Genomic DNA, 21,898 nt, shown 5'->3' with positions numbered 1-21,898 from the left:
GACCGTTTCAATACTCTAGTCTGACTGTTCCCGGATCAGGTAGTGTTATCAGCGATCCGTTTGATGCGCAAAAACCAGTAGCAAATGTAGCGAGTGACTTATCCTTACACAATCCATCGCACAACGTTGAGAAACCAAGCGAGGTTAATCAACCAAATAATTAAACTTGAAGCAGCCCACACTTCCAAGATCAATTTCCTAAATAAAGCTCAAGAATCTGAATAATCATTTTGTTCACCTATTGACAAACACTATACATTGTGTGTGTCAGTTCTCACAATAGCGCCAATCAATCTGCTTATACTCAACTTTCAATAATCAATAACGTCGGGAGTCAACCCATGGAGATAGCTAGCTTTCTTGCAGTAATGATGATTGGTGCTCTGCTGTTGCTGTTTAAAAAGAGCCAATCCAAAGCTAATGCCAAACAGATCAACGTTGATGAACTTCAAGAACAGATTGAAACCGCTTTAAGCCTGCCGGGTGAGTCTGATGAAGCCTGGCAGAATGAGCCGGCAACTGAAGTCATGCTCAACGAATTGGCAGAAAAGGATATCCGTTTGAACCGGGAACTCAGCAAAGGCCAGGCTATGAATATTCTTGGTCTGTTCTCCCCTCCCGATGGGCGACAGGTCGACATTCTTAAACACTTCAACATTCCCTACTCGTTCAAAATGAACCAGACCATGGCTCACTATGTGATACGTGAAATCTTCAGTGATCCAGCAAAAGTAGAGGAGTGGAACAACCGCCCACCCACCACAACGGTGCGACAGGGACTGCTGTTCATGGAAGGTAAACTGGTCTCCGGACTGACCCATGAGGAGTGCCAGTCACGGCTCAATAAGTTGGGTATGGATCACCCGGATCGTTACCAGGAATGGAAACAGATTGACCGCCTTTTTCTGGAAACCAACAACCCGGAAGTTCGCGCAAAACTTCAGGTAAGAAAGATAACCTGGAAGCGTTTTTTCGAGAGTTACGAAGTTATGAAGGATACCGGTATCAATCCTCGTGCGATGCGGGGTGAACACATCATCGAGTACTTGATCCGCAATGATGACAAGATACTGGCCAACGATAAGATTCGTGAGGCCATTCAACCGGCGACGACTTGAACTCTGATGGGGCTTAACCAGGTGACAGGGAAGTCCCGGTTAGGTCTGTGTTGACGGACTCATGGGACATTAGGCATAGACATCGATGCCAAGCACTTCACTCACATAATCCCGTTCCTGACCCGACTGTACTGACTGATAGCTCGATACCGCCTTCTGACTGTGCGGGTCATCTCTCAACTGGGTAATTTGCCGCTCTGACTGACGGCGTTGCAGTAACTGTTCTGCCTGCTTGATACTCTCCACACTGCGCAGGGTAGCGTCACTGCGACCAACCTGTGATGCCAGTGGCAAGGCTTGAACCAGCTGGGTAGCGGCGTTTCTCTGCTGTTCCAGTGAGACCGTAAGGTTAGGCAGGGCAAGTGGTGAGTTGGAGACTTGCATCAGAGCATCCCAAAGACCTTAAGATTCGCTCTCTGCAGCATACCCGGCATCAACTACAGCCTGGACCAGGGATGCCGCCTGTGCGGAGCCACTCACAACCGCAGTACCCTCTTCCAAGGCAACTTCAGCACGATCCACACCGGGTACGTCCAATAACGCTTTCTGCACATTGTTGACACAGTGGGGACAGGTCATACCGGTAACTTTGAGGGTTGTTGTCATAGGACCATAAAATCTCAATCGATTGGCATTGACCACCACGGTAACTGACGACATTGCCATTGCCACACTGGCAAACATGGGTGGTAGCAGCCAGCCCGTTACAGGGTAAAGCAACCCGGCTGCCATAGGTATACCTATCATATTATAGACAAAAGCACCGAAAAGATTCTGCTTGATATTCCTGATGGTTGCTCTGGAAATACCGATTGCGGTACTGACATTCAGCAGCGAGTCCCCAACCAGGGTGATATCCGCATGCTCGATCGCCACGTCGGTGCCACTACCGATGGCAAATCCGGTATCGGCCTGCGCCAGGGCCGGTGCGTCATTCACCCCATCCCCAACCATGCCAACACGATTTCCCTGCTGCTGCAGAGACCGTACAACTTCCAGTTTCTGTTCGGGCAGCAGTTCACTGTGAGCCTGCTTTATGCCAAGACTCGCAGCAACCGCTTCCACGGCACGGTGGTTGTCGCCGCTACAGACGATTACCTCAACACCTTGATTCTGTAGTGATTTTACTGCCGCAGCCGAATCACTTCGCAAAGGATCCCTGAGTACCAGCAAGCCACTCAGCTGCCCCTCCACAACCACCCAGACCAGACTTCCCGCCTCGGCAGACTGTTGATTCGCCGCATTGAGAAATGGCTCTGAAGGGGTAATCTTCAACTGTTTCAGATACTGACTACCCCCCAATTGAACCAGCTTCCCAGCAACCCGCCCCTCTACACCCAGACCCTCATGGTTGTGGAAATCGGTTACCGCCGCGATCTCGATACCCTGCCGCTTGAGGTGATCAAGAATCGCTTCCGCCAGTGGATGGGATGAGACCGCCTCAACAGCGCCTGCCAGGGCCAGCATCTCCGCTTCCGGCAAATTTTCTGCGTAGACATCGGTGACCTTCGGGGCACCCTGAGTAAGAGTACCGGTTTTATCCACCACCAGATGGGTCAGCCTGCTTGCGGATTGCAGACCGTCACTGTTGCGAATCAGTACATTCATCTGGGCGGCCCGACTGGTCCCCACCATAATGGCAATGGGGGTAGCCAGACCCAATGCACAGGGACAGGCGATCACCAGTACAGCAATGCCGGCGGTCAGTGCATAGGAGAGTGGCGGCGTTGGGCCCACCAACAGCCAGACAAGAAAAGCCGCAAAGGCGATCAGAACCACCACCGGCACAAAAATCGCTGAGACTCTGTCCACCAGGCGACCGATCTCAGGTTTGCTCATCTGTGCCTGGCGAACCATGGTGATGATATGGGCCAGGGTGGTCTCCTCTCCCAACCGGGTGACCTTGAAACGCAGCTGTCCGGAACGGTTGACACTGCCACCGATCAGCGGATCCCCCGGTTGTTTCTTCTGCGGCAGGGACTCACCGGTCAGCATCGCTTCATCGACGCTTGAAACCCCCTCGACCACCTCACCGTCAATCGGAATCTTGTCACCCGGGCGAACCTGAATCAGGTCGCCTATAGCCAACAGGGATACCGGGATGGCGACCGAACCCTGATCACGCACTACTTCGGCCTGCTTCGGCGCCAATCCAACCAGACTGCCTACCGCTTCACTGGTCGTGCGTTTGGCCCGGGTCTCCAAACCATGTCCCAGTTGCAGAAAAGCCAGTATCAGCACCGAGGCATCGAAGTAGAGTTTCTCCCCTTGCAGGATCATACCTTCAGGCTGCAATACGATAATCAGCGAAGAGAGCCAGGCACTGCCTGTTCCCAATGCAATCAGGGTGTCCATGTTGGCGCTACGGTGTTTCAGCTGTTTCAGCGCACCGAGATAGTAGTGCCCACCACTAAAACGCATTACCAGGAAACAGATGATGGCAACCGCCAGCCAGTAGCTCTGCCCACCAGGCGCCGTCACCTGGGGTGTATTGCCTGTCATTTCGGCCACCATCAGGCCGATACCGACAACCCCGGCCAGGGCGGCTCTCTGCCAGGAACGTCTGATCTCTTTGGCAGCAGCCGATGCCTCCTCGGCATAGGGATCGTTATAGCTCTCTATAAAGCTGGCCTGGTATCCCTGTTGCTCCAGCTCGAGCAGCAGATCAGCGGGGTGCAGTGAGGTTTGCAGATGCCACAGAGCATCTCTGAATTCAAAGCCAGCCTGAGGATCAAGCCTGCTGAACAGTCGCTCAAGTGCCACTTGTTGAGTGGCCTGGTCCAGCGCCTGGAAGCCAAGCTGCAGTTGATTGCTGTCAGCCTGAGACTCGAGCAGATAAGCGCCATAGCCCTGATCGATCACCGCCTGAGCTACCGCCTGGGGTGAGCCGCCAACAACCTGCGCCCTTTTCTCCACCAGATTGACCGCAGCCTGGGTAACACCGGGCACGGCGTTGATCGCCCGCTCAACCGCCGCAACGCAGCTGGCGCAGGTCATATCCTGCACAGCCAGTTGATAACCACCCTCGATTTTCTTCACAGGGCGTTGGTCGGCTGGAACGGGTTGCAGCACTGGCAGGGAGACCGGGATCGAAGGAACATCTTCAGTGATCAGTTCAGCTTCATAACCCGCCTGTTTGATTGCCGATACCGCTTCATCGACATCCCCGCCGGTGACCTCAGCCGTGGCCGCCTCAAGATCGACCGCCACCCGGGTAACCCCGGGCAGAGCGGCGACCGACTTCTCAACCGCCGCCACACAGTGCTGACATGACATACCGTCAATCGACAGCCGATAACTCGATTCAAGTTTGGTGTTCACTGGATTTGTAACAGGCTCAGGTCAGGTTGATCAACCCGGTGGCCAGTTCATGCGCCGCCCGCCCAGCAGGTGCAGGTGGATATGAAAAACGGTCTGACCGGCCTGTTCGTTGCAGTTCATCACGGTGCGATATCCCGCTTCATCGATACCCTCCTGTTTGGCTACTTTAGCCGCCGCCAGATAGAGCTTTCCCACCAATTCGGCATCTTGCTCTGTCAGGTCATTCAGCGTGGAGATATGCTTTTTCGGTATGATCAGCACATGACAGGGAGCCTGTGGATTGATATCCCTGAAGGCCAGTACATCATCGTCCTCATAGACGGTCTGGGGGGAAATCTCACCGCTGACAAATTTGCAGAATAAGCAGTCACTCATGGTATCTCCTCAAAATTCCGATCGACCTCGAATCGCGTGTGCCAGGGTTGCGCCATCCACATATTCCAGCTCGCCTCCCATGGGTACTCCCTGAGCAATACGGGTTGTGCGAATGCCAAACTGTTGGGCCATGTCATGGATGTATTGTGCCGTTGCCTCACCCTCGACCGTGGGATTGGTTGCCAGAATAACCTCTTTGACACCGCCACTGGCAAATCGCTCTTGCAACTGATCCAGACCGATCTCTTTCGGGCCGATCCCATCCAGTGGCGAGAGGTGACCACCGAGGACAAAATAACCACCTTGATAGTCTGCCGCCTGTTCGATGATCGCCTGGTCGGCGGGATTCTCAACGATGCAGAGCAGACTCTGATCCCGCCTCGGATTGGCGCAGAGCTGACAAAGCTCCTGCTCGCTCAGGGTTCTGCATTGGCTGCAGTGACCGATCCTCTCCATCGCCTCGGCCAGCAACCGGGAGAGTACTCTGCCCCCTTCCCTGTCCCGCTCCAGCAGATGATAGGCCATGCGCTGGGCACTTTTAGCCCCAACACCCGGCAGACAGCGTAGTGCGGTCATCAGTTGGTCGAGCAGCGCGGTATTAGCCATCGGCCGGCCTGTACCAGAGCGTTGAGTCCGCTAGAGAGACCCGGCAGCTGTTGATCAGCATGGATGATTGAATCAGAACGGCAGCTTCATACCAGGAGGCAGACCCAACCCGGCAGTCAGACCGGACATACTCTCCTGCATCTTGTGGCTGACCCGCTGGGCTGCATCATTCACTGCCGCTGCCACCAGATCCTCAAGCATCTCTTTATCATCACCCATCAGGCTCTCATCGATTTCGACGCGGCGCACCTCATGTTTTCCATTCATGGTCACTTTGACCATCCCACCGCCAGACTCGCCTGTCACCTCTTCCTGCGCCAGCTTCTCTTGTGCCTGCTGCATTTCAGCCTGCATCTTTTGCGCCTGCTTCATTAAATTACCAATACCGCCTTTCATGTCGAACACCTCATATTCATGGCCAAACCCAGACGCCTGAGCCTCTGATGGTACCTGAAATCAATTTAACAAATTACTTTAAAACACCATTAATATAACTATAAAACAGATAGTTATATAGCATAACTCTCACAGAGCATAGGCCACATCAAGCAGAAGAATCATCCACAGGACGAATCGACTCCGGCATCAGTTTTGCGCCAAACCGCTCCTCCATCTCTTTGACCATCGGGTCCACCGCCATACTCGTTTCCGCCTCAGCCTGCCGCTGATCGAGCTCACGTTTTTCACGCATTGCCGGTGTCTCTTGCTGCGGCACCGCTTCGGTAATCGACAGCTGCACCGACTCGCCGAGCTGTTTCCTTATCCCTTCCAGCAGGCGCATTTCAGACTGCCCAACCCGGAGCTGGCGCCTCGACGTATCCAGGGTCAGATTCAGTGTCTTACCGTCCCAACTGCCAAATGCACAGTTCTGTGCCAACTGGCGCGTGATCCCTCCCAGTTGCAGAGCAGTACAAAAGGACTCCCAATCGGATGGATCGTTCGCATTGGCTACCGGCTTGGCCGGCTCTGCTGGAGCAGCAGGCTGTGCCGGTTTTGCTACGGCTGCCGGTGCGCTCTTGTTTGAGACTTGCGGATTCGTTCTTGGCGCAGACTGACGTGAGACCCGATTGCCACTACCGCTTGGTTGGGTGACACCGCTGCTACCCTCCTCCGGACGAAAGGCGAGCATTCTCAATAATACCATCTCGAAACCACTGCGAGGGTCGGGGGCAAGATTCAACTCCTGCTGCCCCATCAAGCCAACCTGATAGTAGAGCTGCACATCTTCTGCCGCCAGGGCTTCGGAAAAACCTTTCAGTCGCTCTATGTCATAACCATCGTCGGGTTGATAACCCGAGACCAATTGCAGCAACGCGATCTGATGCAGCATGACCAGCAACTCCTGCAGGGCCTGGCTGAAATCAACCGCCATCTCGGCCATCTCCGACACCCGATCGAGCAGACTGGCACCTTCACCAGCCGTCAAAGCCTCGACCAATCCGTAGATACGATCGGATCCGATCACGCCGATCATCGATTTGACCGCTTCACCCCGGACTTCACCACCACCAAAGGCGATGGCCTGGTCCAGCAGACTGAGGCCGTCACGCATACTGCCGTCCGCCCCTCTGGCCAACAGACTGAGTGACTCCTCGTCAAACGGAATCTTCTCTTCCCCGAGGATGTGCCGCAGTTGACCTTCAATCTGTTCCCGACTGAGGCGTTTCAAATTGAACTGCAGGCAACGGGAGAGCACGGTAACTGGGACCTTCTGTGGGTCAGTGGTTGCCAGTATGAATTTTACATGCGGAGGCGGCTCTTCAAGAGTTTTCAATAAGGCATTGAAACTACTGGCCGAAAACATATGAACTTCATCTATCAGGTAAACTTTGTAGCGTCCCCTTACCGGGGCATAAGGTACATTTTCCAGCAGCTCTCTGGTCTGATCCACCTTGGTCCGGGAGGCCGCATCCACCTCCAGCAGGTCTACAAACCGCCCCTCATCGATCTCCCGACAGGCATCGCAGACACCGCAGGGCACTGCACTGATCCCTTTTTCACAATTCAGCGACTTGGCAAAAATTCTGGCCAGGGTCGTCTTACCCACTCCCCGGGTACCGGTAAACAGATAAGCATGATGCAAACGCTCGCGCTCCAGGGCGTTGTTCAACGCAGTCACCACATGCTGCTGGCCGACCAGCTGGCCGAACAACTGCGGTCTCCATTTGCGGGCGAGTACCTGATATGACATAACCTATCGCTCTGTAACCTACCGATTAAAGAGGGGAGTTTAACCCGAATCCGGGGTGGATTCACGGTCCGTCACGATCAACTGCCAGAGAGGCACTGATTCACCATGGAGGCAAAATCCGACTGCCCCTAAGATTGGGTCATGAATCGGGATTGGCACACCGAAGTCTCTTGACGTCATGGCCGAATTATTAACACAGTCCAGTAGGATCTGGCTCCAATTATCGATTTCCCGGAGATTTTTTGTTGTTTTCAAAAAGTGAGTTTTGCTGCCATGTAAAATCCACACACAGCTTTTGCATGCTGGTTGCTCTCGTTATTGCCCTGTTGTTCACCCTGCTGTTGTTACCACTGTTTATGGAAGCTGTTGCCGCTCCAGAGGCTGATATGGCAATACGCTCCTGCCGTTTTATCACCCTTTTTGCTGTGACCTATCTGCTCATGTACCTGGGGTATGGCTACTGGATCTGCATCGAATCCGATCTCCAACAGCCGCAAAACCGAACACTCATGGTGCAGAGCTTTGGCCATTCCGTGGCCACTTCGATCCCCATGGAGAGCATCGTAAAAGTAACCTCGATCATATATCGGGACCTGCCTGATGACCTATATGCCATCCGACAGAACGGCTATCAGGGTGAAGGTGTGTTGCTCCACTACAGGCTCTCAGCAAGGCACGGAGATGGCAGCGGTAAACAGCATCGCATCTGGTTTCCACTCTGCAATGATCAACAGCTGCGGCACTGGCTCAAGCTGCCGGATTCATTCCTCTAGTCCACCATTCAGGTACGTAAAGACTCATAAGATTGCCCCTTTGATCGATCGTTTACAAAACAGGGGAAGGGAGAACTGAAGCCAAACACCTTTGGTGCCGGGTATGTTGTCGATGTCAGGATTGGATCGGAAAATCAGGCGACGGATGTGGCCCGGATTGAGGCAACCAATTCAGCGAACTCCTCATCGTCAGGTTTCTCACCACCGACACACCAGGCATGAATGATCGGATCGGGAAACTCCAGCAGTTGAATGAAATGCCGCTGCATACGCGGCGGCATATCCGAATAGTGCTGATCAAGAAAGGCCTCCAGCAGCACATCCAACTCCAACATGCCACGCCGACACTGCCAGCGTAAGCGATCCAGATTATTCAATTCACCATTATCAATCACATTGCACCATTGAAACTCAAATCGCGTCTTTCAACATGATCGCTTTGATGTGGCCGATCGCTTTGGTGGGATTGAGATTTTTAGGGCAGGCCTCGACACAGTTCATGATGGTGTGACAGCGGAACAGTTTGTATGGCCCTTCGAGATTATCCAAGCGCTCCTCACTGGCCTGATCCCGACTGTCTGCCAGAAAACGGCAGGCGCTCAAAAGTGCCTGAGGTCCAAGGAATTTGTCCGGGTTCCACCAGAACGAGGGGCAGGAGGTGGAGCAGCAGCCACACATGATACATTCGTAGAGCCCATCCAGTTTGTCACGGTCTTCCGGAGATTGCAGAATCTCCTGTTCCGGCATCGGTTCCTTTCGGATCAACCAAGGATCGACCTGTTTGTATTGAGCATAGAACTGACTCATATCCACAACCAGATCGCGGATCACCGGACGACCTGGGAATGGCCTGACCTCAACCGGCTCCTTCAATTCACTCAAGGGGGTGATACAGGCCAGCTTATTGCTGCCGTTGACGTTCACCCCATCAGAGCCACACACACCCTCACCGCAGGAGTGTCTGAAGGTAAAGGACTCATCCTGATCCTGCACCGCCAACAGGGCATCTCGCAACATCATGCCTTGACGGGTTTCAATCTCGAACTCCTGCATGTAGGGTTCGTTATCAGTTTCAGGATTGTAGCGATATACGCTGACTTTCATATTCAAACCTCATCTCTTGTTTGCGTTTTGAATTGGCTGTTACGGAACCAACCGCAGACAGCACGGTTGTCAAAACGAACTCAATCAGTAGACACGCTCTTTCGGTGGAAAACTCTCCACTGTCAGCGGTTGAGAGCGTACACCCTTGTATTCCAGCTTATCGCTCTCTTTCCAGTACAAGGTGTGCTTCATCCATTCACCATCCTCCCGTTTCGGAAAATCGGGCCTGGAGTGGGCACCCCGACTCTCTTTGCGGTGCAGGGCTGAGACTGCAATCGACAGACCCACATCGATCAGGTTCTCCAGCTCAAGCGCCTCGGTTCGATTGGTATTGAAGGTCGCGGAGTGATCGGTCAGGCGCACATCCTTCAGCTTGTCCCGGATCGCTTTCACCTTCTCGACACCATCAGCCATCATATCCTCTACCCTGAATACACCGGCATGATCCTCCATGGTCTTACGGAACTCCTTACGCAGTTCACTGACGGTGATACCCTCGCCTTTGACATTCCATCTTTCGAGTCTGTCCACGGCTTGAGCAACACTCTCATCAGGCAATGGCCGATGTGCACTGTTCTGCTTTACATAGTCAATGATGTTGTGCCCCGCCAGACGACCGAACACCAGGATATCGAGCAGTGAGTTACCACCCAGGCGGTTGGCGCCATGCACGGAAGCACAGGCACATTCGCCGGCAGCGTATAAACCGGGCAGCGGATCACCATCATCACTGGCCTCTGGCATCACCCGACCAAAACGGTCCGTGGGTATGCCGCCCATCACATAGTGCGCGGTTGGAAAGACCGGAATCGGATCCTGTACAGGATCGACACCGGCAAAGATCTTGGAGCTTTCGCGGATACCGGGCAGACGCTTGGCAATGACATCTTCGCCAAGGTGATCCACCTTCAGCATGACATGATCAGCGTCCGGGCCACAGCCACGTCCTTCTCTCACTTCGGTGACGATGGAACGTGCTACCACGTCCCGACTCGCCAGATCTTTTGCATTGGGAGCGTATTTCTCCATGAAGCGCTCCCCGTCCTTGTTGATCAGATAGCCACCCTCGCCGCGAACACCTTCCGTGATCAGCATCCCCTTACCGGCAATACCGGTTGGGTGGAACTGGAAGAACTCCATATCCATCAGCGGCAATCCGGCGCGCAGTGCCATCGCCATGCCATCACCCGTGTTGATGTGGGCGTTACTGGTGGTACGAAATACCTGTCCGCAACCACCGGTTGCAAGCAAGGTTGTCTTTGACTCGATCAGCAGTGGTTCACCAGTGGCAATATTCAGTACCAGTGCACCCACTACGATCCCCTCTTCATCCTTGATCAGATCGGCCGCGAAGTACTCATCATAAAAATGGGTTTTGGCGCGAATGTTCTGTTGGTAGAGGGTATGCAGTATGGCATGACCGGTACGGTCGGCCGCAGCACAGGTTCGTGCCGCCTGATCGCCACCGAAGTTCTGACTCTGACCACCAAACGCCCGCTGATAGATCTTGCCATTGGGCAGCCTGGAGAAAGGCACCCCGTTGTGCTCGAGCTCATAGACCGTGGGTATCGCTTCACGGCACATGTACTCAATGGCATCCTGGTCGCCCAGGTAGTCAGATCCCTTCACGGTATCGAACATATGCCAGTGCCAGTTGTCAGGCAACACATTGGCCAAAGCCGCATTTACACCACCCTGGGCTGCCACTGTATGGGAACGGGTAGGAAAGACCTTGGATACAACGGCCACCTTCAGATTTGCGTTGGCCAATTGAAGCGCTGCATTCAAACCAGCGCCACCGGCGCCCAGAATGAGTGTATCGAATCGTTGTTTTTCAAGTGCCATGTATGAGTAACCCTTTCTGTTCAGGCGACGTGCGCGAGAATGATGACCTGCAGCACCCAAAGTGCGCAGCCGATAAGTACAAAGCCGATCACGGACAGTACTGAGACACGAATCGCTGTAGGATGAACGTAGTCGATCACCACATCACGTATCCCGACCCAGGCATGAAGCAATAGTGAGGCAAAGAACAGCAGCAGACCGAAGCCAACCAGCGGTTGCGCCACCCAGCTCTGCCAGGCCGCATGATCTGCCGGTGCATCGACAATGAAATGCAGCAGTATGTAGAGAAAAAACAGTAACAGATAGATGGCACTGGCACGCTGCAGAAACCAGGCTCTCAAACCGCTTGCACGACGACTCATAGCAGACCTCCCAGCAGAATCAGAGCCACTACCGGGGCAGCCACAGTGACGGCCAGGGCCGTCTGACGAAACAGTGGCTTTTCAACACCGATATCGATGTCGATCAAAAGGTATCGGATACCTGCCAACAGATGGTGCATCAATGCCCACAGCATCAGAAACAGAATCAGTTTGACCAATCCCATGCCGAGTATGGCTTTTGCCGCTGCAAACCCATCCACCCCCGAAAGGGAGAGATCAAACAGATAGATCAACAAGGGAATGGAGAGCACCATGACCACACCGGTTGCCCGATGAATGATTGACATGATGCCCGCCATAGGCAGACGTATTTTAAAAAGATTAAGAAACACAGGTCTTGGTTTCGTGTCTAGCATAGTGTCGTATTCCAAATAAAATTCAAAATAAACGATGGAGGACTAGGTTCTGTTAACAATTAAATGAAACCCGATTTACCAACCAGCAAACCTGCAACTGGTTTTGATCAACATCCATAGTCAATCACGCTTCATCATGCAACTGGCACGCACAGTGGCCAGTGCAGTCATATTCAGAAGTCCGCGTACGCTGATGCTCGGCGTCACAATGTGAGCTGACTTGGCCGTGCCGATCAGGATCGGGCCGATGGCGATTCCTTCGCCTAAAACCTTCAACATATTGAAGGCGATATTAGCCGCATCCTGATTCGGCATCACCAACAGATTTGCGCTGTCTTTCAAACGCGAATTGGGAAAGCGGCTGCTGCGCAACTCTTCCGAGAGTGCCAGATCAGCATGCATCTCACCTTCGATCTCAAGATCGGGCATACGCTGTCGGACCAGTTCAAGCACACGTTGCATTTTTCCGGCAGAAGGTGAGTCGTGACTGCCGAAATTCGAATGCGAGACCAGTGCCACCTTGGGCTGCACACCGAACCACAGCACCTCTTCTGCACACAGAGATACAATCTCAGCCAGATCCTCCGCAGAGGGGTCTTCCTGCACATAGGTGTCCGCCATGAACAGAGTGCCTGAATGCAACACCAGGGCATTCATGGAAGATAGCTTATTTATACCACTTTCGGTACCAATGATTTCTGTGACATTTTTAAGATGCTTGCGGTAACGGCCAACGGTACCACAAATCATTGCGTCAACTTCACCTATAGAAAGCATTATCGCAGCCAATACAGTCGGATTGCGATTCAGATATTTCCTTGCTTCTTTTGGTGAAAATCCTCGCCTTTGAACCATTTCGAAGAAGGTTTTGGCATGCAGCTCAAAGTTTGGATTATCGAGTTGATCGACTACTTCGAAATCACTGTTCTCAGTCAGACGCAGGCCCAGTTTCTTAATCCGTTGCACGATCACCTCGCGGCGTCCGATCAGTACCGGCCTGGCGATGCCCTGATCGACCGCCTGCTGCGCAACCTCCAGCACCCGCTCTTCTTCACCCTCCGCGTAGACAATACGCCGGATGTCCGCACGGGCACGCTCAAACAGAGGACGCATGGTCAGACTGGTACGGAACACCCGGTGTTGTAAACGGGCACGATAACTCTCCAGGTCTTCGATCGGCCTTAGCGCCACACCGGACTCCATAGCCGCCTTGGCAACGGCACATGGGACAGAGACCATCAGCCGCTGATCAAAGGGTTTGGGAATCAGATACTCCGGACCGAACTGCAGGGATTGTCCGCCATAGGCCGATCGAACCACATCCGAGGATTCGGCTTGGGCAATCTCGGCAATTGCCTTTACACAAGCCATCTTCATGGCGCTGTTGATCTCTGTCGCCCCCACGTCCAGCGCCCCTCTGAAGAGAAAGGGAAAACAGAGTACATTGTTCACCTGGTTCGGGTAGTCGGTCCGCCCAGTCGCCAGTATCGCATCGGGCCGAACCCGTTTCGCCTCCTCAGGCAATATTTCAGGGGTGGGATTGGCAAGCGCCATGATCAAAGGATTGGCTGCCATCTTCGGCAACCAGTCGGCTTTCAAGACACCTGCCGCAGAGAGACCAAGAAACAGGTCGGCACCATCCAGTGCCTGTTCGAGGGTGCGCAGCTCGGTGTCGACGGCATACTCCGACTTGTAGGGATCCATCTCCTCACTGCGGCCCTTGTAGACGACACCGGCAATATCGGTAACGATGATATTTTCTTTTTTCAGACCCAGGTCCACCAACAGTCCCAGGCAGGCCAAAGCGGCCGCGCCGGCACCGGCGCTGACCAATCTGATTTCACCGATATCCTTACCGACCACCTTCAGACCATTCAGAATCGCGGCACAGACAACAATGGCAGTGCCGTGTTGATCATCATGAAAGACAGGAATATTCATCCGCTCCTTGAGTGCCTTTTCAATGATGAAACACTCCGGCGCTTTGATATCTTCCAGATTGATGCCGCCGAAGCTGGGTTCAAGGCGGGCAACAGTCTCGATAAACTGATGGGGATCCAGCTCATCGATCTCAATGTCGAATACGTCAATATCGGCAAACTGCTTGAACAGTACCGCCTTACCCTCCATCACCGGCTTTGAGGCCAGACTGCCGATTGCCCCCAGGCCCAATACAGCCGTGCCATTGGAAATTACCGCAACCAGATTGCCTCTGGCAGTATAGTCAGCGGCACGATTGGGATCTTGAGCAATCTCTTCACAGGCGGCGGCTACACCGGGTGAATAGGCCAACGCCAGATCATGCTGATTGGCCATCGGCTTGGTCGATTTGATTTCAAGCTTGCCGGGTTTGGGGGATCGATGATAATCGAGTGCCGCCTTTCTCAACTCTTCAGACATACTAAAAACGATTCCAGGTTTATCGGTTACAGTTTGGCACCTTCATTATCGGGAGGCGACTCACTTGGGTGAAATGACGAACTGTGGATCCTAACAAACCACTTCGAATAAATCCTTCACTGCAGTTTCTAATCACAATGATCTCCGCATCATATCTTTCAGCCTCCTGAGGAATGCGATCGGCTGGATGGCAGTGATGACCAAGATATGTTTAACCAAGGAACTCTTCTCTTCGCATAGCCGCATCTAAAGCATGACCGAAAGCCTGCAGACGCTCCTTCATCTTCTTAAGGACTTTTTTATTCCTGCGTTTTCAGGTTTTTCGATCTTTTCCCGGCCAATAGGTTGAGAGCACCGCTTCACTGGTGCCACCCAATGGCTCCAGGGCATGCAACATTCAGAGATTCCTTTGGAGAATCCGAACAATACGGATTGGATCTCATTGAGCAAAAAAGGGGCCAAAACCGGCCATATGCCTGAAAAACAGAGTACCCGTAGGGATGAGTCAGTTTGAGATGATGTCAGAAATGGAAAAATCGGCGGATTTCCGCCGATTTCAAGAGATGGAACAGGGGATATCCACCCATCCAAAGACCTTAAACCAGTCGCGGTTAATAATCTGTCATCTGCCGTCTTGGGACGGTGCTGCTCAGCTAACGATCAGGATATCAACCAATATGTTTAACTCTCTCAAACCACAGCTACTGATCTGCCGTATCTTTCCAAGAGACATCCCAGGGACTGTTAAGCCAGCGACTGGCCCGTTCTGAAAATCCGGACTCTTCAGCCGGCTCCGCTACCGCGGTTATCTCGATGGTTTCTTCAACCTCGACATCCTGTACATCCACAATCTCTTCAGCCTCTGCGACAAAACTGAGCTTACAGAGGGAGGCACCGGCCAACAGTAGCTTTTTATCCTGCTCCAGGTTCGACACGACCCCTTTCAGGATCTCTTTCATGCCATCCGGGTAGTCGGGATTGTTCAGCATTCCCTGGACATCCTCTTTCATATCTTCGATTTTCTCTTCAGCCTGTTTCCTCTGCTGTTTCTCCTGGTTATCCAGATCGACCAGCTGACTCTTAATCACCTGGGGAGAGACTGGAATGGTCGCGCCTGGGGTGGGTACGCCCCGTTTGCGTAGAAGTACCCGCATCGATACGGCTGTCTGAGCCGTGCGCTTAAACTCATCCAGCATATCGAGTGGGCTCGCAGTGGCCTCCTCATCGTCACTGGAGAGGGAGATGAATTCGATGTTCTCATCCTTGGAGTAGTCCAGCCCGGAATATTGTAATATTTTTTCCAGCTGGCTCTTGATGAGGGTCTCCAGGTTGCTGTAATAGAGCTGGACCTGTTTGATCGGCAGATTGCGCAGACTGTCACTCAGGGAACTGTAGAGATTCAGGGCATCTTCGGGCAGATCCTTTGAAGCAACACCCAATACCAATACAGCATTCAGACTCTCCTGCATACTCTCTAAAGCATTAGTGATTTCAACAATCTGCTGAAGGATTTTGCGTTTGCCCTCTAACTTGGCAATATCATTCTGCATGGTTTGGTTGAGTGGATCGTTTGAAGACATCTCGGCTCCTTTCCCATTGCGATGTTGAACTGCAAAACCCCTTAACCGAACAAGGCTTTATGTGCTTTACCAGCACATCAAAAGGCTTAATCCGGATACACTCTGTTGGTTCTGCAAGCTGCCTCTCTCTACTTGGGCCTGTTAGTACCACTCCCATTGGCCCTGATGCCTCTTATTCGTGCTACATGGGCAGCAGGTACTGATGGATTGTTTTTTAACTGGTCCATAAATTGTAGCGGCAAAACAACCGGCCGCTTAAATGAAATAGGTTCCCAAACGACCTTTCGAAAAGTATTGAAAATTCATTGGTTGAGGCGGCCTGCTCAATGCGATCAGTTGAGCAGACGGAGTGATCATCACGATCCGGAGATCGGTGCGGGCATGCCGTTATCCAGCAGACGGTTCAGTGGTTGAAGTGCGTATTATATCGGCCAGTTGATGTATGAAAGACTGGGCTACACGACGTTGCCCCAACGCATTCAGATGTCCACCGTCGGAGCTGTACTCTTCCAGCAGAGCAGAATTGGCCACTCCATGCATTTTGAAGGACTCCCGACGGCCATTGCTGCCCGTGGCTTCCGCAGCGGCGATGTCGACCACCTGACTCTGCCCATAGGTTTCGACCAGTAACCGGTTGTACTGATTGCGCTGAAAGTTATCCAGTTTGCTGTTGTTCTTCTTACCCAACAGTTTACCGACGAGCTCTTTCAATCGGACACCCGGAGTGCTCGGACTGCATCTGAGAGGTATGGTGCTGTGGATGAAGCGAATTTGCGGATGATCATCCATCAACTGGTCCATGGTAAAACGATAGACGCGGAACAGATTATCAATGTCTGTATTTCGGTTGACATCGATATAGCAGAATTTAAACAGGGCAAAATCGACTTTATCCGACAGCTGCTGATCGATGACCCGCTCGAAGTCCCGGCACTTGCTGACCGGCTTGCGATTTTCACCAATGGGCCCATGCACCAGTCCGCTCGGCTGACTCTCCGACTCAATGGAACCAAGATCCACAATGTTCAGATCAAACCCCGTTTTTTGTGCAAGCTGCTGCAATCCACTGATGATGTTGTTGCCCACGGATTGGTGACCAAAAAACACCCGTGCCGCTTGCACTGTTTGCAGATCGGTTTTCAATTGCTCGGACATATCAGCTTTCCCTGGATAATAGTCGATCATTCCGCTGAAACGCGGAATCTTCTACTTGGTTTGTCTGGGCCCCCGCATAGGACGGGATGATTAAAGCGCTCTCTCAATGGTGGAGATGCTGACTGCCATCAGCCCCTAAAGCTGTTCATAAGCTTCCCGCAGCAACTGTTCGGTCGTCTGCCAGTCGATACAAGCATCTGTCACCGATACCCCGTACTGCAAGTCAGAAAGATCCTCAGGAATATCCTGACGACCGGCATTCAGGTGGCTCTCAAGCATCGCACCCAGAATCATCGACTGCCCGGCCCCCTTCTCTCTGGCCTGAACAATCTGTTTGATCAGATCACTCCAGACCACCACCTGACGCATATGGTTTTTTCGGCTGTTGGCATGCGAACAGTCCACCATCAATCTGGGAGTCAACCCAGCCTCCTGCAAGGCTGAAGCGACACTCACCACCTCGGACTCATCGTAGTTCTCTCCCTGGCTGCCGCCACGCAGTATCAGGTGGGTATCCCGATTGCCGGTGGTGGCGACAATGGAGGTCTCTCCCGACTCATTGATACCGAGGAAGGTATGTGGATTTGCTGCCGATAACATGGCATCGATCGCCACCCGTGTATTGCCGTCGGTGGAGTTCTTGAATCCAACCGGCGTGGAGAGTCCGGAGGCCATTTGCCGATGAGTCTGACTCTCGGTTGTACGGGCACCGATTGCCACCCAGGCCAGAAGATCACCGATATACTGGGGTGTAAAGGGCTCCAGAATTTCACTCGCCGTGGCCAACCCCAGCTGATTGATATCCAGCAGCAGCTGTCTGGCCAGTCGTAATCCTCTTGCCATATCGAATGATCCATTCATCTCCGGATCATTGATCAGCCCTTTCCAGCCGATGGTGGTGCGGGGTTTCTCGAAATAGACCCGCATCACGATCATCATCCGGTCACTGAGACTCTCAGCAACCGGTTTCAATCGTTGCGCATAAGCCATGGCCGCATCGGGATCATGGATCGAACAGGGACCGACGATCACCAAAGGCCGTTGATCCACCCCGGTCAGAATCTGATGTATCGCCTGCCTCACCCTGATCACATGCTCATAGACCTGGGCATTGACAGGCATCGCTTCGAGTAACTCCGAGGGTCGTATCAGTGGCTGAACACTGGAGACTCTCAGATCCGATACCCGTTGTAATTCATCCATTTGTTGTTCGCTCATATCGATCTGCCCACGCTTGTTATCTCATCAGATCAACGATATCGAGTAGCTAAGCCGGTGACTCGGAATGTCGTCTTCATCACGCCCCATCAGTCGATGGCCAACTCGATCGTCCCCCTCTCCCGTGGCCCCTTGATCAGCAACTCTGCCCTTTCATGAAGATAGACCTCAATCGCTGTGTAGCCGTTGGCCATCAGCTGATTGGCTGAATCACGATCTGGATCCAATCCCTTCTGCTGTTCCCATTGATCCGGCATACCGTCCCCATCCCGGTCCTCGCGCTTGCTCTGTCGCTGCATACCCGAGAGGAACCAATCATCATCCGGTTCGGCCGGTCCGCCTCTGCGCCAACTGCCGGTGCCGGTGATCACTTCACGAACGGTGCGTCGGGTGACTCTGTCCCTGGGAAATGATCCGGCCAGGGAAAGCACCTTCAGATAGGCCGTGACCGCATCATCAGTTTGGACAGTCGCGACTGGAAATTCGTTCTCCTGCAACTCACCCTGACGACTGACGCCAATACGAAACGAGGAGAAAAAACCCACATCACCGGGCCGATTGACCGGTCCAAAATCCGCCAGATGATTCCCCTTCAGGAAATATTTACCCTGATCACTGAACTCAAACAGTTCAATACTTTCACTGTTGGGTCCCCGCTTGTAATAGTTTTCAATCAGGTTGATACCGGCAGCCGGCTTATGTCCATCGTGACCCAATCCCTGCTTGAAGTTGTAGATCACATTGTTTCTGAAATCCGCCGGTTTGTTTTCCACATAGGGTGAAAGGGATGGATTTCTTCGTGAATTGTGGGCGAACAGATTGTGGTGGATTGAAATATTGCCACTCAGCGGATAGGCGCTGAGCAAGGCAAAGTTATGAGCTTCACCTTTGCTGTGGCCGCTCGGGTCGGACTCTTCCAGAGTAGACCACTGTACAGTTACTTCAGATGAGTGAATGATATCGATCAGTTCATCATTTCCCCAGGCCAGGGAGAGATGGTCCAGTATGATCCGTTCCGACTTCGGCAGTTGAATCACATCACCGGTATGACCGCGGACCGGTTTCTGGCGGATGCGTAGAAACCGAATCACGATATCGTGCAGCCGCTGCCCGTTTTGGGGCCGGGCAACGATCCGTCCGACCAGGGTAATGCCAGGACTCGGCGCACTCTCACCGGCAATGGTGATATTCGGATGTTTGATCTGCAGATCCCCCCGGATCACACCGGCCACATCGAAGACCACAATTCTTGGACCGGATACCGACGCTGCCGCCTGCAGGCTGCCTGGTCCGTCGGCATTCAGATTGGTTACCCGGATCACTTTTCCACCCCGCCCACCGACCGACACGGCACCGAAACCTTCAGCTCCGGGAAAAGCGGGCAGCGACTCGGAAGCCTCACCAAGCCATGGCAGCAACAACAGCAGAACAAACAGAGGCAGAAAAAACCTGCTACTGAAAAGTTTATCGTGGGGCGTTCGGTAAGCTGGATTCATTTTGTGATCGCTGCCATGGTTGCATCCAACAGGTTCGCCAGATCGTCAGGGCTCAACTCGATCTCAAGCCCACGCTTGCCTGCACTGACATAGATGGTGGCTGATTGTTCCGCTGAACGATCGATGACTGTCGGCAGCTTTCGCTTCTGACCGAGGGGACTGACACCACCCAGGACATAACCACTGCTGCGCTCCACCGCACGTGGTTCGGCCATGGCCAGCTTCTTGACCTTCAGGACTTTGGCCAGGGCCTTCAGATCAAGTTTTGCTGAAACCGGCAACACACCAACCGCAAGCCCACCACCATCGATTGAGACCACCAGGGTTTTGAAGACCCGCTCCGCTGGCAGTCCAAGTCTCTCCACCGCTTCCATTCCATAGGAGTCGTGTTGAGGATCATGCTGATAGCTGTGGGTCTGGAAGGCAATGCCGGCATGTTTGACCATTTTCACAGCGGGTGTCATTGCTGGCCCCTCTCGAAATAGACAACCACCTGATGGGTGATATACATAATCAATAGCACAGCGCCGCCAAACAGATAGAGCCCGTTATGTATCTCAACCTCAGCCACCACACCCAGCTTGACAGTGACAATCATCACCGCAACCACCATCACATCGAGCATCGCCCAGCGGCCAAAATCGTGCATCCATTTCAGCCAGCGCTGAAAATGGGCTGAACCAATCTGTCGACTGCGTAACAGTAGAAACAGAAACATCAGTTTGAACAGCGGTAGTAAAACACTGAACAGGCCCACCGCAACGAACAGAAACCACTGATCCCGCTTGTATAGCTCCACCACACCGGAGATCACCGAGAAGGAGTTGGCGATAAACAGAAACTTGGTCAGCGTCAGCATCGGCAGCCATAGACCGGCGATCAGCAAACCGCTGCTCACCAGCAACAGCAGCATCAACCGACGGGCTGCCGCCAAAGGAATTTCCATTGCTTGTGGTTCTGTTCCAACCTGCATTGCTATTAATCCGGGCCTGTTATCGCCCCTTCGATGGCACCATGCCGGGATTGACTCAGGCTCAAGATCGATCCATCAACCGATCGCTGATGCGTTATTGATAGGTTCGACCCTGATGTTTTATCCAGCCTCCTTGATGTCGCCCTTGAGGATCGTGATGGGTCCAGTGCACCACACCCCCCTTCTCGTTCCATTCATACACCCCATGAATCTGCACACGATCTCCCGGCTTGAGGTTCTTCACCCGTGGCGCCAGATCGATGTTGTGAGCTACCAATAGAGTACGTCCGGACTCGACGTTGATGATAAAACGCTGATGTCGGCTACCCTCCCGGTCGTCGGACAACACCCGCTTCACCCGACCCTCAAGGGTCAGCTGCAGATCTGTGGCACGATTGCGAAAAGCCTGCTCAATCTGATCCTGAGAGAGATCCTGCTTCGACTCGACGGAGGCCGTGGTGTCATGCTCATTGGGTGTCCACAAACCAAAATAGGCGGCAGCCAGCAGCAGTACCAGTAGAGCAATATTTTTCAGTTGAGACACAACGGATATCCGGTTTCGAGTGGATTTGATCGGGATTGAAAGGGAGTTGCCAGAAAGCTTCAGTTCATGGGTTCGCCGCTGACATAGCGACCGCCTTCAAAGGCGGTAAAAAAGGTGTTCAGCTGAGGATGCTCAATCGGCTCCATTTCCAGATCATGGGTCAGGTTGCGCTCCGCCACGTAGGTCTCATCACTGGAGTTGTGCACCAGCACCCGATACCAGGGCTGATCCTTTGGTGGTCTCGATTTGGCCACCTGTTCATACCATTCGTCAGAGAGCATGAAGACGGGATCGATATCCACCACCACGCCCCGGTAGCTGAAGAGACGGTGATGCACCAGATTCCCCACACCGAATTTTGCCTGACCGGTCTGAATTTCAGAGTTTGACAAGAGTGGCTCCCATGATTGTTCGTGTGCATCCGTATCGATGCAGTTGCATTTCATATTACCTAGAAATC

Annotated in this window: 22 protein-coding genes; 2 read left to right on the top strand and 20 right to left on the bottom strand. The window is 53.0% G+C overall.

All coding sequences use genetic code 11. The annotated features are described in order from the left end of the window. Nucleotides 1-341 precede the first annotated feature (341 nt). Nucleotides 342-1,118, top strand: coding sequence for a hypothetical protein (locus tag A3193_RS04325; protein WP_141694580.1), 777 nt, complete (start codon nt 342-344; stop codon nt 1,116-1,118). Between the two features lie 69 nt (nt 1,119-1,187). Here the strand turns inward: A3193_RS04325 and A3193_RS04320 are convergent, their stop codons facing one another. From A3193_RS04320 to dnaX, 6 genes are all read right to left on the bottom strand, one after another. Then, nucleotides 1,188-1,502 (bottom strand): hypothetical protein, encoded by a 315-nt coding sequence (locus tag A3193_RS04320; RefSeq protein ID WP_069014163.1) that lies wholly within the window; start codon nt 1,500-1,502, stop codon nt 1,188-1,190. An 18-nt stretch (nt 1,503-1,520) separates the two neighbouring features. After that, nucleotides 1,521-4,439, bottom strand: a complete 2,919-nt coding sequence (locus A3193_RS04315) for a CopZ family metallochaperone (RefSeq protein WP_071938085.1) — start codon at nt 4,437-4,439, stop codon at nt 1,521-1,523. A 30-nt stretch (nt 4,440-4,469) separates the two neighbouring features. Next, complete coding sequence (locus A3193_RS04310) at nt 4,470-4,814, bottom strand: histidine triad nucleotide-binding protein (protein WP_068995670.1); 345 nt, start codon at nt 4,812-4,814, stop codon at nt 4,470-4,472. A gap of 9 nt (nt 4,815-4,823) precedes the next feature. Then, nucleotides 4,824-5,420, bottom strand: coding sequence for a recombination mediator RecR (gene recR, locus A3193_RS04305; protein ID WP_069004960.1), 597 nt, complete (start codon nt 5,418-5,420; stop codon nt 4,824-4,826). Between the two features lie 72 nt (nt 5,421-5,492). Further along, a complete protein-coding gene (locus A3193_RS04300; protein ID WP_069004959.1) occupies nt 5,493-5,816 on the bottom strand; it encodes a YbaB/EbfC family nucleoid-associated protein in 324 nt (107 codons plus the stop codon). Between the two features lie 148 nt (nt 5,817-5,964). After that, nucleotides 5,965-7,611, bottom strand: coding sequence for a DNA polymerase III subunit gamma/tau (dnaX, locus tag A3193_RS04295; RefSeq protein WP_069004958.1), 1,647 nt, complete (start codon nt 7,609-7,611; stop codon nt 5,965-5,967). Nucleotides 7,612-7,910: 299 nt separating this feature from the next. Between dnaX and A3193_RS04290 the strand changes: the two genes are divergently transcribed. Then, a complete protein-coding gene (locus tag A3193_RS04290) occupies nt 7,911-8,384 on the top strand; it encodes a hypothetical protein (protein ID WP_069014162.1) in 474 nt (157 codons plus the stop codon). Between the two features lie 134 nt (nt 8,385-8,518). On the opposite strand, the gene A3193_RS04285 is transcribed toward A3193_RS04290, so the two are convergent. The 14 genes from A3193_RS04285 to hspQ all read right to left on the bottom strand — a co-directional run bounded on the left by A3193_RS04285 (nt 8,519) and on the right by hspQ (nt 21,830). Next, nucleotides 8,519-8,779 carry an FAD assembly factor SdhE gene (locus tag A3193_RS04285; RefSeq protein ID WP_235614897.1) on the bottom strand — a complete coding sequence of 87 codons (261 nt, stop codon included), beginning with the start codon at nt 8,777-8,779 and terminating at the stop codon, nt 8,519-8,521. A 16-nt stretch (nt 8,780-8,795) separates the two neighbouring features. Next, nucleotides 8,796-9,488 carry a succinate dehydrogenase iron-sulfur subunit gene (locus A3193_RS04280; protein ID WP_069004956.1) on the bottom strand — a complete coding sequence of 231 codons (693 nt, stop codon included), beginning with the start codon at nt 9,486-9,488 and terminating at the stop codon, nt 8,796-8,798. 84 nt (nt 9,489-9,572) lie between these two features. Then, a complete protein-coding gene (gene sdhA / locus A3193_RS04275; protein WP_069004955.1) occupies nt 9,573-11,333 on the bottom strand; it encodes a succinate dehydrogenase flavoprotein subunit in 1,761 nt (586 codons plus the stop codon). Nucleotides 11,334-11,353: 20 nt separating this feature from the next. Next, nucleotides 11,354-11,695, bottom strand: a complete 342-nt coding sequence (gene sdhD / locus A3193_RS04270) for a succinate dehydrogenase, hydrophobic membrane anchor protein (RefSeq protein WP_069004954.1) — start codon at nt 11,693-11,695, stop codon at nt 11,354-11,356. Further along, nucleotides 11,692-12,072, bottom strand: a complete 381-nt coding sequence (gene sdhC, locus A3193_RS04265; protein WP_069004953.1) for a succinate dehydrogenase, cytochrome b556 subunit — start codon at nt 12,070-12,072, stop codon at nt 11,692-11,694. Before sdhC ends, sdhD begins: the two co-directional genes overlap by 4 nt. 120 nt (nt 12,073-12,192) lie before the next feature. Next, the gene (locus tag A3193_RS04260; protein ID WP_069014161.1) at nt 12,193-14,472 is read right to left on the bottom strand and encodes an NADP-dependent malic enzyme; all 2,280 of its coding nucleotides are present in this window, start codon (nt 14,470-14,472) and stop codon (nt 12,193-12,195) included. A 701-nt stretch (nt 14,473-15,173) separates the two neighbouring features. Further along, entirely contained in the window at nt 15,174-16,052 is an 879-nt protein-coding gene (locus A3193_RS04255; protein WP_069004950.1) for a hypothetical protein, read from the bottom strand. A 387-nt stretch (nt 16,053-16,439) separates the two neighbouring features. Next, nucleotides 16,440-17,207, bottom strand: coding sequence for a hypothetical protein (locus A3193_RS04250; RefSeq protein ID WP_069014160.1), 768 nt, complete (start codon nt 17,205-17,207; stop codon nt 16,440-16,442). Between the two features lie 135 nt (nt 17,208-17,342). After that, complete coding sequence (locus tag A3193_RS04245; protein ID WP_275937314.1) at nt 17,343-18,425, bottom strand: 3-deoxy-7-phosphoheptulonate synthase; 1,083 nt, start codon at nt 18,423-18,425, stop codon at nt 17,343-17,345. Nucleotides 18,426-18,514: 89 nt separating this feature from the next. Continuing rightward, nucleotides 18,515-19,921, bottom strand: a complete 1,407-nt coding sequence (locus A3193_RS04240) for a pectate lyase family protein (protein ID WP_083218297.1) — start codon at nt 19,919-19,921, stop codon at nt 18,515-18,517. Continuing rightward, complete coding sequence (gene ybaK / locus A3193_RS04235) at nt 19,918-20,385, bottom strand: Cys-tRNA(Pro) deacylase (protein WP_069014159.1); 468 nt, start codon at nt 20,383-20,385, stop codon at nt 19,918-19,920. The genes A3193_RS04240 and ybaK overlap by 4 nt, the downstream gene beginning before the upstream one ends. Beyond that, complete coding sequence (locus A3193_RS04230) at nt 20,382-20,894, bottom strand: paraquat-inducible protein A (RefSeq protein WP_235614895.1); 513 nt, start codon at nt 20,892-20,894, stop codon at nt 20,382-20,384. Before A3193_RS04230 ends, ybaK begins: the two co-directional genes overlap by 4 nt. A 94-nt stretch (nt 20,895-20,988) precedes the next feature. Then, a complete protein-coding gene (locus tag A3193_RS04225; RefSeq protein ID WP_069014158.1) occupies nt 20,989-21,438 on the bottom strand; it encodes a DUF3465 domain-containing protein in 450 nt (149 codons plus the stop codon). A 59-nt stretch (nt 21,439-21,497) separates the two neighbouring features. Then, on the bottom strand, nt 21,498-21,830 hold the full coding sequence (gene hspQ, locus A3193_RS04220) for a heat shock protein HspQ (RefSeq protein ID WP_235614894.1): 333 nt from the start codon (nt 21,828-21,830) through the stop codon (nt 21,498-21,500). Nucleotides 21,831-21,898 lie beyond the last annotated feature (68 nt).

Origin of the sequence: Candidatus Thiodiazotropha endoloripes (genome assembly GCF_001708965.1) — a bacterium.
In the GTDB taxonomy this organism is placed as follows: Bacteria; Pseudomonadota; Gammaproteobacteria; order Chromatiales; family Chromatiaceae; genus Thiodiazotropha; species Thiodiazotropha endoloripes.
The sequence above is the reverse complement of the archived record's forward strand: the minus strand, read 5'-3'. Positions and strand labels throughout refer to the sequence as shown.